At 73.4% G+C, this 15,386-nt stretch carries 9 protein-coding genes; 1 reads left to right on the plus strand and 8 read right to left on the minus strand.

What is annotated here, in order from left to right:
- Positions 1-8: 8 nt before the first annotated feature.
- From PUR56_RS41955 to PUR56_RS41990, 8 genes are all read right to left on the minus strand, one after another.
- A complete protein-coding gene (locus tag PUR56_RS41955; protein ID WP_329952864.1) occupies positions 9-1,955 on the minus strand; it encodes an alginate lyase family protein in 1,947 nt (648 codons plus the stop codon).
- Positions 1,952-4,147, minus strand: coding sequence for a bi-domain-containing oxidoreductase (locus tag PUR56_RS41960; protein ID WP_329952865.1), 2,196 nt, complete (start codon positions 4,145-4,147; stop codon positions 1,952-1,954). Before PUR56_RS41960 ends, PUR56_RS41955 begins: the two co-directional genes overlap by 4 nt.
- A 57-nt stretch (positions 4,148-4,204) precedes the next feature.
- The gene (gene asnB / locus PUR56_RS41965; RefSeq protein ID WP_329952866.1) at positions 4,205-6,139 is read right to left on the minus strand and encodes an asparagine synthase (glutamine-hydrolyzing); all 1,935 of its coding nucleotides are present in this window, start codon (positions 6,137-6,139) and stop codon (positions 4,205-4,207) included.
- A gap of 3 nt (positions 6,140-6,142) precedes the next feature.
- A complete protein-coding gene (locus PUR56_RS41970; RefSeq protein WP_329952867.1) occupies positions 6,143-7,678 on the minus strand; it encodes a polysaccharide biosynthesis protein in 1,536 nt (511 codons plus the stop codon).
- Positions 7,675-9,099: a polysaccharide biosynthesis protein gene (locus tag PUR56_RS41975; protein ID WP_329952868.1), complete on the minus strand. Its 1,425-nt coding sequence runs from the start codon at positions 9,097-9,099 to the stop codon at positions 7,675-7,677. The genes PUR56_RS41970 and PUR56_RS41975 overlap by 4 nt, the downstream gene beginning before the upstream one ends.
- Positions 9,096-10,361: a glycosyltransferase family 4 protein gene (locus PUR56_RS41980; RefSeq protein WP_329952869.1), complete on the minus strand. Its 1,266-nt coding sequence runs from the start codon at positions 10,359-10,361 to the stop codon at positions 9,096-9,098. The genes PUR56_RS41975 and PUR56_RS41980 overlap by 4 nt, the downstream gene beginning before the upstream one ends.
- Entirely contained in the window at positions 10,351-11,667 is a 1,317-nt protein-coding gene (locus PUR56_RS41985) for a nucleotide sugar dehydrogenase (RefSeq protein WP_329881645.1), read from the minus strand. Before PUR56_RS41985 ends, PUR56_RS41980 begins: the two co-directional genes overlap by 11 nt.
- A 73-nt stretch (positions 11,668-11,740) precedes the next feature.
- Complete coding sequence (locus PUR56_RS41990; RefSeq protein ID WP_329952870.1) at positions 11,741-13,168, minus strand: sugar transferase; 1,428 nt, start codon at positions 13,166-13,168, stop codon at positions 11,741-11,743.
- Positions 13,169-14,006: 838 nt separating this feature from the next.
- Here PUR56_RS41990 and PUR56_RS41995 point away from each other — a divergent pair.
- The gene (locus tag PUR56_RS41995) at positions 14,007-15,191 is read left to right on the plus strand and encodes an alpha/beta fold hydrolase (RefSeq protein WP_329952871.1); all 1,185 of its coding nucleotides are present in this window, start codon (positions 14,007-14,009) and stop codon (positions 15,189-15,191) included.
- Positions 15,192-15,386: the final 195 nt, after the last annotated feature.

A 15,386-nucleotide genomic window follows, 5' to 3' on the forward strand; every position in this document is an offset into this window, starting at 1 on the left:
GCGCCCCCCTAGCCGCGGAAACCGAGCACGGTGGTGAACCCCTGCGTGCCGTCGGTGAAGCCGGTGCCGACCAGCGTGGTGGCGGGTTCCTTGCGTCCGAAGCCGGCGGAGTACCAGCCCAGCGGCGGTTCGGTCTCGCCGCGGTGCGCCGACCAGGACAGCTGCCCCGGCAGGTCGAGCACCGCGGAGCGGTCCTCGCCGCCCCGGGTCCAGGTCAGCGCCGCCCGGTGCCCCGTCAGGTCCGCGGTGACCGCCGGGCCGAGGTGGAACGCCAGGCGCACGGCCCCGCGAGGTCCGCGCACCTCGTCGACGATCCGCAGCTCCCGGGTCGCGGCGGTCAGCTCCACCCGGCGGCGGTGCACCGACTGCTGGTAGCCGTCGTGTTCGGCGCTCCAGCGGGCCACGCCGCCGGAGGTGTCCGCGACCAGGACGCGGGTGCGGGCGTGCCGGGTCCACAGGAACGGGCCGCCGGAGACGGACTGGTCACCGCCGTCCAGCTGCAGGGTGTTGTGGCCCAGGGTCGACCGGAAGTACTGCCGCCACTCGGGCTGCCCGTGGTAGCAGAACGTCCCCGGGTCGGCGAGCACGTCGACCCCGTCGTGCCGGACCTCCACGGACAGCGCGTCCGCGTGGGCGTGCGCGGCGATGGACAGGAACCCGTGCGGACCGCCGTCGCAGCGGCACCAGATCTCCTCCGGACCGCGCAGGACGGTCAGGCCCGCGTCGGCGAAGTGGGACGGCCGGTCGGCCGGGCGGGCCACGGTCCCGTTCCGCGCGTACGGCCGGACGAGCGAGGTCAGCAGCGGGGTGCGCACATCGGTGCCGGTCACCGCGGGCCACCAGGCGAGCCGGCCGAACACGGCCTCCCCGGTCGCCAGCAGCGAGCCCCAGCGGTCGGTGCCCGCGCCGTCCAGGACGAGTCCGTGCCCGTCGTCCGCGTCCCCCTGGCGCGGGGGCCGCAACCGGTTGTCCACGACGGCCGCGAGCGCGTCGGTCATCCGCAGCAGGACGAGCCGCACGGACGCGGGGACCGGCACGGCGGCGGCGTCCGCCTCGGCCACCGCGGCCAGACCGAGCTCCAGGACGAGCCCGTGGTACTCGGTGGCCAGTTCGCGGTTGAGGCCGGAGACGAAGGTGTTGCCGCGCAGGTGCCGCTCCAGCGACCGCAGCGCGGCGGACCGCCAGCGCGCCGACGAGGGGAACCACCCGAACGCGCAGGCCGCGGCGAACTGCCCGGCGGCCTCGGCGATGACGTGGTTGTTCGCCGACGACCCCCGGCTGGGGAAGGCGGCCAGCCAGCGCTGGTGGTGCCAGATCTGGTTCAGCGCCACCGGGTTGTCCTCGAACAGCCCGGCCGCGCCCGGCCAGCCGTCGAGCAGCCGGCGCACCCACACCCAGGACAGCAGCCGGATGCCCAGCTCGATCCCGCTGATCCAGTGCACGCCGCGCAGCGGCGGGTTGGCCGCCCACCACGACCGCAGGTGCTCGGCCACGCGCTCGGCGTACCGCTCGTCCCCGGTGACCGCGTAGGCGGCGGCCAGCACGGTCAGGTACTGGTGCCGGGACAGCTCCCAGATCTGCTTGACGTCCCCGACCGCGTCCTCGCTCCGGTACGGCACGTCGAAGGCGTAGCCGGACGGCGCCCGCCGCCCCGTCTTCGGGTCGCGCCACCAGTCGGGCGCCACCAGGTCGTCACGGTCCACCCCGAAGAACTCCGCGTGCCCGTCCAGCAGGCGGTCCGCCTCGGCGACGAGGCGCTTCCCGGCGTCCGGCGGCACCGCGGCGACCGCCCCGGCGGGCAGCACGGCGGTGAACCGGGCACCCGTGACGGGCGGGCAGTCCGGCGGCGCCGACCGCCACCGCCGCCGGCGCACCGCGTCGCCCACCCGGCCGCCGATCTCCTGCGGCCCCATCCGGGACAGCCGCCGCAGGTACCAGCCCGTGCCCATGGTCATCGCGCCCTCGCCAGGGTCACCGGCGCGCCGCCGACCAGGCCGGCCTGCACGGCGAGGGTGGCCGCCGTGGTGGCGACCAGCGACTCCAGCGGCACCGGCATCGGCCCGCCGGTCCGCACGGCCGCGACGAACGCGGCCAGTTCGGCGGCCTGGCCCTTGTCCCGGGCCTTGGGCAGCCGCGAGCTGACCCACCGCTTGCGGCCGTACACCGAGGCGCGGACGAAGTCGTCGAGCTTCAGCACCTTGCCGTCCGCGACGAGGTCCAGCGTCTCCTTGGGGAAGCCGGACGCGCCGGTGGTGACGTAGCTGATGGTGGCGGTGGAGCCGTCCGGGTAGCGCAGCACGACCTGGAGGTCCTCGTTGCCGGCCGGGGCGGCCGCGTACACCGAGACCGGGTCGGCGTCCAGCAGCCAGCTCGCGGTGTCGATGAAGTGCCCGCCCTCGCCGGCGAACCGCGAGCCCTCGGAGTCCTGCCGGAGGTACCAGCTGCCCTGCTGGAGCCGGCCCGCGTTGACCAGGTAGCGCAGGCTCGCCGGACCGGTCCGCGCGCCGAACCGGTTCCTGGCCTCCCGCAGCAGCGGCGCGAACCGGCGGTTGAAGCCCACCTGGATCCGGTCGTTGCCGGACTCCTCCACCGCCGCGAGCACGCCCGCCAGTTCGTCCTCGGTGAGGGCCAGGGGCTTCTCCACGAACACCGTCTTGCCGGCGAGCAGCGCCCTGCGGGTCAGGTCGGCGTGGGAACTGTGCCGGGTGACCACGAACACCGCGTCGACGGCCGGGTCGTCCAGCACGGCGTCGAGGTCGGTGGTCGCCTTGGCGAAGCCGAACTTCCGCTGCGCGTTCGCCGCCGACAGCGCCGTCGTGGTGACGACCGTGGACAGCGTGACGCCGTCGCGCTGCGACAGGTGCGGCAGGATCATCGACGTCGCGTAGTTCCCCGCGCCGACGAACGCCAGCCGCACCGGCGCCCCGGCGGACCGGGCCGGGGCGGAGACCCCGCCGCCGCGGCGCACCGCGGGCACCGCGGGTACCGCCACCGAGGGGGCCGGCGGCCTCTCCTCCGCCGCGGGGCCGGGGTACCGGAACAGCACGGCCACGGCCTTCAACTCGCCGTCCTTCAGCCGCTGGTACGTCTCGACGGCGTCGTCGAAGTCGGCCACGTGGGAGATCAGCGGCTCGACGTCGACGCGGCCGCGGGCGACGAGGTCGAGGAAGCACGCCAGGTTGCGGCGCTCGGTCCAGCGCACGTAGCCGATCGGGTAGTCCCGCCCCTCCAGCTCGTACCCCGGGTCGTAGCGCCCGGGCCCGTACGAGCGGGAGAACCGGACGTCGAGCTCCTTCTCGTAGTACGCGTTCCAGGGCAGGTCCAGCCGGCACTTGCCGATGTCGACGACCCGGCCGCGGTCCCGGGCCAGCCGGGCGGCCAGCTCGACGGGCTGGTTGCTGCCGCCGCCGGCGGCCAGGTACACCTGGTCGACCCCGTGGCCGTCGGTGAGCTCGGCGACGGCGGCCTCCACGGCCGCGGACCCGGGATCGCCGGCGGCCACGGCGCCCAGGCGCTCGGCGAGCTCGCAGCGCACCGGGTCGGGGTCGGCCCCGACGACGCGGACCCCTGAGGCGGTGAGGAGCTGCACCACCAGCTGCCCGATCAGCCCGAGGCCGATGACCAGCGCCGCCTCGCCGAGCTGCGGCTCGCCCTGCCGCACGCCCTGCAGGGCGATCGACCCGACGGTGCCGAACGCCGCGTGCCGGGGCGCGAGGCCGTCGGGCACCCGGGCGTAGAGGTTCTTCGGCACCCAGTTCAGCTCGGCGTGCAGCGCGTGCTCGTTGCCGGCGCAGGACACGAGGTCGCCGACCGCCACGTCGTCGATCCCGGCGCCGACCTGCTCGACCACCCCGCACAGCGAGTAGCCCAGCGGCGTGTAGGAGTCCAGCTTCCCCATCACCTTGCGGTAGGTGGCGGGCAGCCCGTTGGTGGCCACGCTCTGCATGACCTTGGCCACCTGGTCCGGACGGGAGCGGGCCTTGCCCAGCATCGACATCCCGGCCTCGGACACCTTCATGAGCTCGGTCCCGGTGGATATCAGCGAGAAGGCGCTGCGGACCAGCACGCCCCCGGGCTTGCACCCCGGCACCGGCACGTCGAGCACCGCCAGCTCACCGCTCTTGTAGTTCTGCACGACCTGTTTCACCGGAAGTCCCCTTGTTCCTACGCCGTCAAGTGAGTCGCGTGAGTCGGATGAGCAGCACTACGTCGTCGTGTGAGTGCTGTGGCCGGAGCCGGAGGTCGCGCCGCGGTACCAGTACTCCAGGGTCAGCACGTGCCACAGGTGCTTGGAGTAGTCCTGCTGCCCGGCGGCGTCCGCGGCGACGAGCCGCGCCAGCGCGTCCCGGCGCAGGAACCCGGAACTGACGAGCACGCCGTCGTTCACCACCTCGCGCACCAGCGGTGCCAGGTCCCGGCTCATCCAGGCCCGCAGCGGGGCGCTGAACAGGCCCTTGGGCCGGTACACGATCTCCCGGGGCAGGACCGAGGAGGCCGCCTCCTTCAGGACGGCCTTCCCCTGCCGCCCGACGATCTTGCGGTCGCCGGGCACGGCGAACGCCGCCCTCACCACCTCGACGTCCACGTACGGCACCCGCACCTCGGTCGACGCGGCCATGCTCGACCGGTCCGTGTACGCGAGGTTCAGGCCCGGCAGGAACATCCGGGCGTCCCCCAGGCACATCCGGTTGACGAAGTCGTCGAGGTCGTTGTCCTGGTAGGTGTCCGCGTGCTCGGTCAGCACGTCGTCGACGGTCCCGGCCAGGTCCGGATCGACCAGGGCCAGCAGCTCGGCCCGGTCGTACATGGTGTAACTGCGCCGGAACGCGGTCTCCTCCGGCAGGTCGGCGAAGGAGAGGAACCGCTTCGCGAACCGCACCGACCGCAGCCCCCGGTTGGCCGTGGCGACCGGCAGCCGGTCCACGGCCGCGGACAGGCCGCGCCGCAGGGGCCGCGGCACGCGCTGGTAGCGCAGCGCGAGCTGGTTGGCCAGGTGCTTGCGGTAGCCGGCGAACAGCTCGTCGGCCCCCATCCCCGAGAGCATCACCTTGACCCCGGCCTCCCGGGCGGCCGAGCAGATCAGGAAGGTGTTGATCGCGGCGGGGTCGCCGATCGGCTCGTCCAGGTGGTACGTCATCCGCGGCAGCAGGTCGAGCACGTCCGGAGCGATCTCGATCTCGTGCAGGTCGACGCCGAACTGCTCGGCCACCTGCCGGGCGTAGCGGAGGTCGTCCGGCATCGCCTCGAACCTGGCGTCCTCGGCGCGGAACCCGATCGTGTAGGCGGAGATCCCGGGCCGGTCGCGGGCCGCCAGCGCGGTCAGGTAGCTGGAGTCCAGCCCGCCGGAGAGGAAGGTCGCCACGGGCACGTCCGAGAGCAGGTGACGCCGGGTCGACTCCTCGACGATGGCGGCGAGGTCCGGCCGTTCGCCGCCGAGGGCCCGCTCCCGGCCCTCCGCGGCGACGTCCCGCAGGTGCCAGAACCGGCCGCGGTCCACCCGGCCGTCGGGCCGGCACCGGAGCCAGCTCCCCGGCGGCAGCTTCTCCGCCTCGCGGAACGCGCACCGTGAGTCCGGCACCCAGTAGTACAGCAGTGAGGCCACCAGCGCCTCGGGGTCCACCTCCAGCGACCCGCCGGCGGCGGCGGCCAGCGCCTTGAGCTCGGAGGCGAACATCAGCCCCTCGCCGCGCCGCACCAGGAACAGCGGCTTGATGCCGAGCTGGTCGCGGGCGAGCACCAGCTCGCCGGTCCGCTCGTCGAAGACCCCGAACGCGAACATGCCGCGCAGCCGGGGCAGGCAGTCCGTGCCCCAGCGCCGCCAGGCCTCCAGCAGCACCTCGGTGTCGGAGGTGCCGCGGAACCGCACCCCGGCGCCCGCCAGTTCGGCGCGCAGCTCGGGCGCGTTGTACAGCTCGCCGTTGTAGGTCAGGACGAGGCCGTCCGAGACCATCGGCTGGGCGCCGGTCTCCGACAGGTCGACGATGGCCAGCCTGCGGTGCCCCAGGTGCACCTCGCCGGCACCGAGGGGGTGGCTGTAGCGGCCCGCCCCGTCGGGACCGCGGTGGGCGAGGGTCTCGGTGAGCAGGTCGGTCACGACCTTCCCGTCCGGCCATCGGTACGTACCCGCGATGCCACACATGTCCTACCGCACCTCCTGGTCGCTGTCCGGGACCCTTGCGGTCCACATCGTCGTCAGCCCCGCCCGCCGCCGGCCCGTGCCGTTGTGCCGGGCCGGCCGCTCGTACCGGCCGCGCGTCGCGGTGTGCGGCCCCTCCCACAGCGTGCCGTCGGTCCGGTCGCGCGGATCAGGGTCGACCAGCACCACACCGATCACCGGAATGCGCTGGTCGGCGAGTTGCCGCGCCACGGTGTGCAGCCACGCGGCGCTCCCGTGCCCGGCCCGCACCACGAGTACGGTCCGCGTGCCGAGGTACCGCAGGTCGGTCCACGCCGTACCGGGCGCCACCGAGCCGACGCCGACCAGGCGCTCCTGGGACGGCACGTCCGCGGCCCGCTCGCCGCGGACCACGGTCGGGCCCCCCTGCTTCGGCCGGCGCCTGGCGAGCTGCGGGCCGGGCAGACCGTCGACGACGGTCACCGGCCCCTCCTCCGCCAGGGCCCCGGCGAGGTCCAGGGCGATCGCGCTTGTCGTGCGCGCACAGCCGAGGTCCAGCAGCGACACCGCGTCCGCGGAGCCGCGCACGGTGCGGAACAGGGTCGTGGTGAGCCTGGCCCGTGCCGCCCGGGTCCGGGCGAGCTGCCACCGGCCGACCGGCCGGCGGGGCACCGGGCGCAGCTCCGCGACGACCGAGGCCCCGAGGTTCGCCGCGATGTCCCGGCGCAGCACGGGGCGGTCCGCCACCACCGAGCCGATCGCGGCCACCGTGAGTCCGACGACCAGACCGAGGACGAGCCCGATCGCGGCGTCGGTGGCGGCGGTCACGACCAGGGACTGCCGCACCGGGTGCGGGGCGTCCACGATCTGCGTACCGGCGACGAGCCGGGGCGTGCCGACGTGCGCCTCGGCGGCACGCCGGCCGAAGTCGGCGATCCGCGAGGTGAGTTCGGCCCGGCTGGCGTACAGCGCCTCCAGCTTCGCGGACGCCGACGCCTTCGGCCCGCCCTGCTGCGGCGCGTCCCCGATCTCCTTGTTGACCTGGGTGAGCTCCTGCTGCATCCGGTCGCGCTGGTCGAGCAGGGACTTGGCCTCCGCGTCCGCGGTCTCCCTGATCCGCCGCACGTGGTCCGCGACGAACGCGTCCGCGAGCGCCTTGGCCCGCGCCACCGCCTCCTCCTCGCTGCTGCCCGTCACCGTGATCTGCAACAGGTTGTTGGTCAGGCCGACGGCCCCGTACTCCAGCAGGAAGTCCTCCGGCAGCTCCGAGGAACCGACGGCCTTCAGGGCCGCACCGGCGATCCCCACGGTCTGCAGCAGGGCCGCGTCGGTACGGATCAGCGTTCCGGGGTCGTTCGGCTGGTCCGCCTGGTGCGAGACCAGCACCGTGGTCACCGCGCTCGGCGGCGCCGGCCGCAGCACCGCCGCAGCCGAACCGGCCAACAGCCCCAGCAGCGCCAGGAGGCACCAGAAGCGCCGCCGCCTGCGCACCGCGACCACCAGCGACTGCAGGTCCACCAGCGGAGGGGTGGCCGCCGACTCCGATGTCATGCTCGTCGTCACCCCGAGCCACTCCCCGTGTCGTGGCCGACCGCGAGCGCCGGTTCGGCGCCGCCCGCGCGACGGCCGGCGGACCGCTCGGGACGGGCCCGGACCGCGGCGGCGACGACGATGCCGACGATCTCGTGCTCGGCGTCCGCACACGCCTCGACGATGCCGGCGAGCTCCACGTCGGTCCAGGTGCCCGCGCTGAGCACGACCAGGGCACCGGACTCGTCGTCACGGTCCGGCACCAGCGGCCGTGACATCGGGACCCCGACGACCCGGAGCAGCGGCTCGCTCCCCGCCTCGGCGGCGAGCTGCCCGGCGGCCAGCCGGGCCGTCTCGTCACCCTCCGGGACGACGACCAGCAGCCGCTGGGGGGCGGGCAGTTGGTCGCGCAGCCGGGCGCACACCCGCCGGTAGCGGACCTGCCGGCCCGCCTCGTCGCCGGAGGCGTGCGGGGTCGGCAGGTCCCACCGGACGTCGATGTCCAGCAGCCGGCGGACCAGGGCCCGCGGGCCACGGCCCTTCGACCGCTGCACGGGCCGCCCACCGGGCACGTCGACGGTGCCGAGGAGCGTCGAACCCAGCGCCGTGGCGATCTCCGGCCCGCCGCGCAGCCGCCGACTCACCCGCGCGGAGGCGAGATGGCCGATGACCGCGATCAGCACGGCCGACAGCGCCCCGGCCACGACGAGCTGCATCCCCGTCGGCGGCGCCTCGGAGGTCGGCCGGGCCGCCGCCCCCATGACGACCATGGTGGCCTTGCCGGCCGCCGGGTCGACCTGGTCCAGCTTGTTGACGGCCTCCTGCAGCGTGGTGCGCAGCTTCGCGAGCTCGGTGCGGGTCTGCACGCTCTCCACGGTCTGCCCCGGATCGGCCGCGTCCGCCAGGTCGGTGATGCGGCGGCTGGCCTGCGCCACCATCTGCCGCAGGGCCTGGGGCTGCGTCGCCTCGGGCTCCGTGCCCTCGCCCGAGCCCGAGATCCGTGCGGCGAACGCGACGAACTGCCGGGCCACCTGGTCGGAGAGCTGCTGCGCCTGCTCCGGGGTGTCACCCGTCCCCGAGATCTTGATGATGTTCCCGTCCGCGGCCGTGGCGCTCACCCGGCCCCGCAGCTCGTCGGTGCCGGTGCCGGCACTGGTGCTGGTGCTGGTGCTGGTGCCGGTCGCGGCCCCGGTGCCGGCACCGGTTCGGCCGAGCTCGGCGGCCACCCGGTCGAGCACCACCGAACTGGTCGCGATCTGCGCCTGGGTCATCAGCTCGCGCTCCTGCCACGCCCCCGGCAGCAGGACCGACGCCGACGTCGTGTAGCGCGGCGGGAACAGCAGGGAACCGCCGTAGCCGACGAGCGCACCCACCACGGCGAGGACGGCGAGGAGCCGCCACCGCCGACGGAAGATCCGACCGACCGTGACCAGACGTATCGCTTCGTCGCTCAACGGAGCGGCCTCTTCCCGGCCCGGCCCCGGCCGCCCGCCGACACCGGGGCACGGCCACGGCAGGCGGCGGCGTAGGCGGCGAGCAGCGAACGCTGGGAGTTCCGCCAGGCGAGCGGCCCGTTGATCCGCTCCTGGCCGACCTTGCCCATCAGGGCCCGCTTCTCCGGATCGTCCAGCAACTGCGCCACGAGTTCGGCGAACCGGGCCTCGTCGTTGGCCGGCGCGTAGACGGCGGCGTCACCCGCGGAGACCCGCGCCTCGCGGAGGTCGAACGAGACGATCGGCCGGCCCATCACCATGTACTCCAGGACCTTGTTCATGGTCGACACGTCGTTGAGCGGATTGCGCGGGTCGGGGGAGAGGCACACGTCCGCGGTGGACAGGTACCGCACCAGGTCGGCGTCCGGGACGCGCCCGGTGAACTCCACCTGCTCCGACAGCCCGAGCTGCCGGGACAGCTCCACCATCGCGTCGAAGGTGTCGCCCCCGCCGACGAACACCGCGTGCCAGTCGGTCCGCCCGCACTCGTCGCGCAGCTTCGCGAGGGCCCGCAGGGCGTAGTCGACGCCGTCCTGCGGCCCCATCACGCCCAGGTAGCACAGCAGATGGGGCTTGCCGCGCTTCAGCTCCGGCTCGGGCGGCACCGGCCGGAACCGCCCGGTGTCGGGCGCGCTGCGCACCACGAACACGTCGTCCGGGCGCCGGCCGCCACGGCTCAGCGCGACGTCCCGGTAGCTCTCGTTCGTGGCGAGCACCACGTCCGCGGCCCGGTAGGTCAGCCGTTCCAGCGCGCACACGCCGCGGTAGAGCAGATCCTCGCCGCGGTCGAACCGGGAGAGGTACAGCTCGGGCACCAGGTCGTGCTGGTCGAACACGAACCGGGCACCGCGCCGCTTCAGCCACAGGGCCGGCAGGAACAGCAGGTCGGGCGGATTGCAGGCGTGCACCACGTCGACCGGGCCGACCCTGCGGGCCAGCCGGGCCGTGTGCCACAACGCCGATCCGTACTCCCGCAGGTAGCCGGCCGGTCCCCCGGTGGCCGCGCGCAACGGGTACCGGTGGATCCGCACCCCGTCGATCACCGCCTCCGGCTCCGTGTCGCGCTTGCTCCCCTGCGGGCAGATGACGTCGACCGTCCAGCCCGCGTCACGGAGCGTCGTGCACTCCTGCCACACCCGCCGGTCGAACGGCACCGACAGGTTCTCCACCAGGACCAGCGCGCGACGGCCCCGCCCGTCGCCGCCCGTTGCGTCACCAGGCAAGGCCCACGTACCCCGGCTCGGTCCGGCGCGCCTCGGCGTCGGGAAGGTGGACGAGGTCGACGATCACCGGGCCGTCACCGTGGGGCAACGCCGACAGCACGTCCGGGTCCCTGGTCCCGACCACGCACACCTCGGCATGGTCGAGCACCTCGTCGACGGACTCCGCGAGCAGCTGCGCGAGGTGCGGCAGCCTGGTCTCGATGTACTCGCGGTTCGCGCCGAGCAGCCGCGAGAGGTTCACGTTGGGGTCGTAGATCCGCAGGTCGTAGCCCTTGCCGAAGAGCCGCTCCGCCAGCTCGACGAGCGGGCTCTCGCGGAGGTCGTCGGTACCGGGCTTGAAGGACAGGCCGAACAGGCCCACCCGGCGCCTGCCGGTGCGTTCGACCAACTCCACCGCGCGCTGCAGGTGTTCGTGGTTGGAGGGCAGCACGTGGGAGAGGATGGGCACCGCGACGTCGGCCTGCCGCGCCGCGTGGACCAGGCTGCGCAGGTCCTTGGGCAGGCAGGAGCCGCCGAAGGCGAAGCCGGGCCGCAGGTAGGCGGGGCTGATGTTCAGCTTGCGGTCGGCCAGGAACACGTCGATCACCTGGTGCGAGTCCACCCCGAGCGCCCGGCACACCGCACCCAGCTCGTTCGCGAAGCCGATCTTGAGGCCGTGGAACGCGTTGTCCGCGTACTTGATGGCCTCGGCCGTCGGGACCGGCACCCGGAACACCTCGCCGGGCAGACCGTCGTACAGCGACGCGACCACGTCGCCGCTCGCCGGGTCCAGCTCGCCGATGACGGTCTTGGGCGGGTCGAAGAAGTCCCGCACGCTCGTGCCCTCGCGCAGGAACTCCGGGTTGACCGCGACCCCGAAGTCCACCCCGGCCGTGCCGCCTGCGTACTTCTCCAGGATCGGCACCAGCAGGTTCAGACAGGTGCCCGGGAGCATGGTGCTGCGGAACACGACGGTCTGCCGCCCGCCCCGCTCGGCCACCGCGGCACCGATCTGCTCGGTGACCCGCTCCAGATAGGTGGTGCACAGGCTGCCGTTGGGCTCCGACGGCGTGCCCACGCACACCAGCGACACGTCGCTGCCCATGATCGCCTCGCGGACGTCGGCGGTGGCGCGCAACGCTCCCGTCCGCACGACCTCGGCGATGAGCTCGCCGATCCGCTCCTCGACCACCGGGGCCTTGCCCTCGTTCACCAGGTCGACCTTCACCTGGTTCACGTCCACCCCGATGACCTCGTGACCCAGGCTGGCCAGGCATGCGGCCGACACACAGCCCACGTAGCCGAGCCCCAGGACACTGACCCTCATGACTCGTTCCTCCCCTCGGGCAGGCCCTTGTGGCCGGCCGTCCGCGCGTCGATCGGTCGACGCCCCCCACCCATCAGTAGGCCCCCTGCCCCTGGAGCACCGCACGCAGCGTCTTCCACAGAATCACCGCGTCCAGGGCGAGCGACCAGTCCTCCACGTACCGCAGGTCCAGCCGTACCGCCTCCTCCCACGGCAGGTCGCTGCGCCCGCTGATCTGCCACAGACCCGTGAGCCCGGGCTTGACGAGCAGCCGCCGCCGGATGTCCGGCCCGTACGCGGCGGACTCCTCCGGTAGCGGAGGCCGCGGACCGACCAGCGACATCGAGCCGGTGAGCACGTTCAGGAGCTGCGGGAGCTCGTCGACCGAGTACCGGCGCAGCACCCCTCCGATCCGCGTCACCCGCGGATCCCGGCGGAGCTTGAACAACAGGCCGGCGCCCTCGTTGCGGTCGGCCAGCTCGGCCCGCGCCCGGTCGGCCCCGGCGACCATGGTGCGGAACTTGATCAGGGTGAACTCCCGGCCGTCCTTGCCGACCCGGTGCTGCCGGTAGAAGACCCCGCCCCGGCTGTCCGCCAGCACCAGCAGCGCGACGAACACCATCAGCGGCGCGAACAGGATCAGCAGGAACATCGCACCCAGTCGGTCGACGACCTCCTTGACCACCCGGCGGCCCCCGGTGAAGGCCGGCATGCTGACCCGCAGCATCGGGATCCCGAGCACCGCGTCGACGTGCAGCCGCGGGCCGGCGACCTCCATCAGCACGGGGGCCACGACCATCTCGGCGTCGCCGCCTTCGAGGTTCCAGGCCAGCCGCTGCAGCCGGTCCGGTGACCAGTGCGGGTCCGGTGTGACCGCGACGACCCGGTAGCCGTCGCGGCGGACGTGGTTGGCGACGTCCGTCAGCCGGCCGACGACCGGCACCTCGTCCAGTCGGTCACGGTTGTGGCCGAGGGCGTACGGCGTGCACACCGCCTCCACCCGCCAGCCGAGGTGCGGGAACTTGCGGGTCCGGGCGATGAGGTCGCTGACGGTGGCCGGGCTCCCGGCAGCGAGCACCGGGCGCAGGCACCGCCCCTCCTTGCGCTGCTTGTGCAGCCAGAGGCGCAGCAGGTACCGCTCGGTCATGGTGGTGAGCGTGATCGCCGGGATCGCGACGAAGATCCAGAGTTTGATGTTGTGCGACGTGAGGGCGATCCCGCCGAGCGCCAGCACGACGGCGGCGGTGAAAAGCGATCGTCCGAGCCGACGGAATTCCTCGGCGCCCTGGCCGAGTACGGCCGGAGCCCACGCCCGGGTCATCGCCAGCGACCCCATCACCAGCAGCTCGGTGAAGAAGGCGAGAATTCCCCATTTCTCGTGCCAGTTGGCCGCATCACGAACCCCGAAGAAGCGGCCTATCCCCGCGACCACGAAGGCGGTGGCCGCAGTATCGCTGAAGATCACAGCGCGGCGGTACTGTTGTTCCCATTCGATCTCGGGCCGGCTGATTCTCCCGTTCATCCGGCGCCCCCGCGCCGGTAGAAACGGGCTGGCTAATTCACCTTCCCCCTGCTTCACGGCCTCATCCAGGTCAGCAGTGGGTTCGACGTGTTCGCTATACACGGATCCTCCCCCCGGGAGGCTCGCACCTCCCGCACTGTTCCTCCCCTCGGGAGCCCCCGCCTCCCGTGCTGCACTGATCCCGCCCTCGGGAGGCCCCGCCTCCCCCCGAATGGCAAACCACGTCATGCGGTGCTACGTGAACATCCCACCCGGCTGCCGGCGGGCGTGCGTATTCCACCGGAGTCCTGAAGCGTGTGGGAAACCGTCGACGATTGCTCTTCACACCCGACGCCCGGTTCGGGCGCCAAGAATCGATCACCTCCATGTCTTCCGCCGGGATGCGGCTGTCTGCCGGCCGTCCACAGCGTCGGACCTGTAGATCATCGTGTGCCGTTTCGCGTCGAGCTGTGCGAACCGAAAGTCAATCTAGAGCATCGGGGCCATCCGAAGGGGGCGATGTCTGAAACGTGTGGTCGATATTTGAAGCTTGATCGTCCGAACTGTGAATGTACGGGATTCCTGGGAAGGAAGAAGTGCATTGTGGCGTGTGGTGCGGGAATGATCCGGGTCCGAGGGGCTGCGGCCCGCTCCGGCGGACCGGTTCGACGGTGCTGCGCGGTCCGGGACATGCCGGGGCGCCGGCCCGCTACGCCGGACGGGCCGGCCGGACGGGGCGTCGTGAAGGAACGCGACACCCGTAGCGCCTGCTCGGTATACGTCGGGAACCGGGACCGCGGCGACGAGGGAGGACCTCGGGCGGCGGCTGACCGGCCTGTCGGAGAGCGAGTGGCCGGCCGTGCTGACCGACATCGTCTGCGGTCAGGCCGCCGCGGTGCTCGGCCACGGTGCCGCGGCCGCGGTCCGGCCGGAGAAGGGGTTCATCGAGCAGGGGTTCGACTCGCTCACGGCGGTCGAGCTGCGGAACCGGCTGAACGACGCGACGGGGCTGCGCCTGCCGTCGACCCTCGTGTTCGACTACGCGACCCCGGAGGCGCTGGTTCGGAGTCTGTGCGGAGAGCTCGCCGCACAGGGCCCGGCCGGACCGGGGGAGGGGACGGACGCGGAGCGGCAGGCCGGTTCGGCGGGCGCTCGCGCGGTCCCTCCGGGTCCGGTCCCGGCCTCGGCGCCGGCCTCCGACGGCTACCTCGCCTCGATGTTCACCCAGGCCTACGAGCGCGCGAAGTTGGAGAACGGTCTCGACCTGCTGATCGCGGCCGCCAGGATCAGGGAGAAGTTCGAGGACCCGGCGCCGGTCGCGCTGGCGTCGGACCTGGTGACGCTGGCGTCGGGTCCGGCCGGGGCGGCCGGGGCGGCGATCGTCTGCTTCCCCACCCTGGGCGCGCTGTCCAGTCCGTATCAGTACGCGCGCTTCTCGGCGCCGCCGGGCGGCCGGCGCGAGGTGCTGTCGCTCCCGCTGCCCGGCTTCGTGAAGGGCGAGCTCCTGCCCGCCGATCTGGAGACGATCGTGGAGCAGCAGGCCCTGGTGATCGAGCGCCGGTTCGGCGACCGGCCGTTCGTCCTGCTCGGGCACTCGTCCGGGGGCTGGACGGCCGCCGCGGTGGCGCGCCGACTGGAACGGGGCGGTGTGCGGCCGGCGGCCCTGGTGCTGCTCGACACCTACGCTCCGGACAGCCCGCCGCCGGCCTCGATCCAGTACGGGTTCATCGACACCATGCTCGACCGCGGTGACGTCTTCGGAAGCATCGACGACACCCGGTTCAGCGCGATGGGCGGGTACTTCGACGTGTTCGCCGAGTGGCGCCCGGAGGCCGTGCCGGTTCCGACGCTGCTCGTGAGGGCGCAGGACCCGCTGCGGCACCCGTCGGCCGAGGAGGGTGAGGCGGAGGAGCGGCGCTCGTCCTGGCCGCTCCAGCACGAGGCGTCGACCGTCCCGGGCCACCACTTCAGCATGCTGGAGGAGTACTCGGAGGAGTGCGCCGTCGCCGTGCACGACTGGCTGACCACCGGGCTCGACGCCTGACACCGGCGCCACCGGGGGCTCCCCGCGATGAGGCACTGCTCATCGCGGGGAGCCCCCGGCCGGTCACGGCGCCGCCGGCCCGAGGCCCACGCCACGGTGGGACCACGGTCCGGCACCCGGCGCTCAGGGCGCTTCCGCCGCCCGGCACACCGGGCGCGTTCGCCCGGGCCGAAGGCGGTGTGCAATCGTCCGCGC

Origin of the sequence: Streptomyces sp. BE303 (genome assembly GCF_036290945.1) — a bacterium.
Classification (GTDB): Bacteria; Actinomycetota; Actinomycetes; order Streptomycetales; family Streptomycetaceae; genus Kitasatospora.